The sequence below is a fragment of the Helicobacter pylori genome, from assembly GCF_003638305.1.
Lineage (GTDB): Bacteria > Campylobacterota > Campylobacteria > Campylobacterales > Helicobacteraceae > Helicobacter > Helicobacter pylori_DJ.
Map to the genome: position 1 here is coordinate 1 of NZ_MVYP01000031.1, position 2,115 is coordinate 2,115.

The 2,115-nt window shown below is 44.7% G+C and carries 1 protein-coding gene; it reads right to left on the reverse strand.

The genetic code is table 11. The features are described 5' to 3' along the window. Positions 1–36: 36 nt before the first annotated feature. On the reverse strand, positions 37–2,115 hold a 2,079-nt coding region (gene sabA / locus EAL04_RS07960), incomplete at its 5' end, for a Hop family adhesin SabA/HopD (protein WP_162982534.1).

A 2,115-nucleotide genomic window follows, 5' to 3' on the forward strand; every position in this document is an offset into this window, starting at 1 on the left:
AAAAAGAGAGTTTCACAAAGGGTTTAACGCAAGCTTTTAATACGCAAACACATAGTTGAGATACACGCTATAGAGTCTGCGGTATTGGAGTTGAGTGCCTAGCAAAGAATAGTAATTCGTGTTGATCGTGGGGATCTTCACGCCCAATTCCACGCCATGCTGAGCGACATGATCGCTCGCTTTCTTTTTGTTTTTAGCGAGGTTCATCCTCAAGCCTAAATTGAATAAAAACTGGAAATTCGCCACATTCATTTTAGCGTTGTAGAAATTATTGAAAGTCGCTAAATTCACATACTGAGAATTCAGCCACGAAGTGCCGGCTAAGGCGATACCCCCAAACACCCCAAAAGAAATCTTGCTGTTTTTGGTGGCTTTGTCGTTGATGAAGTTATAGAGGACATCTGTTCCTACCCCATAAGTGAACACATCAGAGGCTGAGTTGAAAAAGCTGGATTTGATATAGGCATGGTTGTAATCAAAAAAGCCGTAATACCTTAATCCCCACCTTCTTTTTTCACCAAAGAATTGTTTATACCCTATTTGCACGCCGATCCCATTCATGGCACCATTGTTGGTTTGAGAGCTGATTAATCCAACGCGTCTGAAAGGGTTATGCCCTAATTCTTGCGTGGCGCTTAATAATTGCGAATAAGCGCTCTGGTTGACTTGATAAACGGCCTGTAAACCCCCAGGGTTATTAGGGTTAGTGGATTGGCTTATCAAATTTTTAAGGAATGGGGAATTGGGCGTGTTTGAAGCGGTCGTGGTGATGCTGTTATAAGTGTTGTTTAAAGTGCTGAGACTGCCTCTAAAATCAAGTATCGTGCGCGCCAACAACTCAGATTGCTTGATTTGCTCGGCTTGAGTGCCAAAATGCGCAAGGCTGTTATTTAAAGCCGTTATCGTCTCTTCCACATACGCGCAACCCGCTCCCCAAGTGTTGCTAGTAACCCCTTGATCAGGTAATGTCCCACCCCCATTTTTGCAAGCTGCCAAGTAATTTGTGATAAATTGGCTTGGGATAGTGTTAAGATCTTTTTTCATTTGAGCGGCTAGTTCAAGCATCTTGGCTTGCGCTTGCGCGTGATTGAGCATGTTTTGAGCGAAAGTCCTGTCAGCAGAGGTGTAAGGGTTGAAATCTTGCGGCGCGTTTTGATTGTTTTGCTGGTTAAGGCTTTGAGCTTGCGCGACGATTTCTTGGGCGTTTTTGATCATGCTAGTAACGGCGCTAAATTCAGCTCTAAAGATTTTGCACGCATTCCCGTCTGTATTGATCCCCCATGGGCTACCATCACCCGGAGCGTTTTCATCATGCGTGGATCGCACCAAAGGGCATTGAGTGTTAAGGACATTCATGATCGTGCTGGCTTGTTCCAAAAGGTTTTGAGCGGTATTGGTGAATTGAAAGCTTTGCGTTTCTTTGTTGTTACTACTACTGCTAGTTACACCATTACTGCTGCCATTTTTTTGACAGAATTGGTTCACACCACCATTAATATCAGCAGTTTGTTCGCATTCGTAGGTGTATTCTACTTTCACTTCTGTGCCTTTCCCGTCCAAGACAGGAAACCCATTCCCACTCTTTAAAGCCTGTTGGATAGCTTGATAGGCTTTATTGAGTTTTTCAAATTCTTGGATAGACATGGATTGATCAGGACCAGTCGCTTCATACCGGTTGCAAGTGATGCTCGTTGTACCACTTCCTGGTTGGTTATTGAAAACAACGCTGCCAGGCCCACTCCTTGTGCCATTGCCATTCCCGCACATTATGGCATAGCCTATCACATTCCACAAGCCCACCGTCGCATTGAGCGCTAAAGAGACGGCTTGATAGGCGGGGGAGTTGTCTTTTTCGCCGGTCAACCCTTGCGTGTTCGCTTTTAAATTATCGATCGCAGCATTGATTTCTGAAGGGCTGCTCGCGTTCGTTACCGCCTGATTGAGGTTGTTGAAATTGCTCAAAAGGTTGCTCAAATTCTCATAAGTGTCTGAGAGTTTTTTCAATTCGCCGGTGTTTTTCACCATTTGAGCGGCTTCACCGATCTGATAGCCTGCGCTGATAAAAAAGCCGTTGTCTTCAGCGTTTAAAAGCGATGCAGCGAGAGAGAGAGAGAG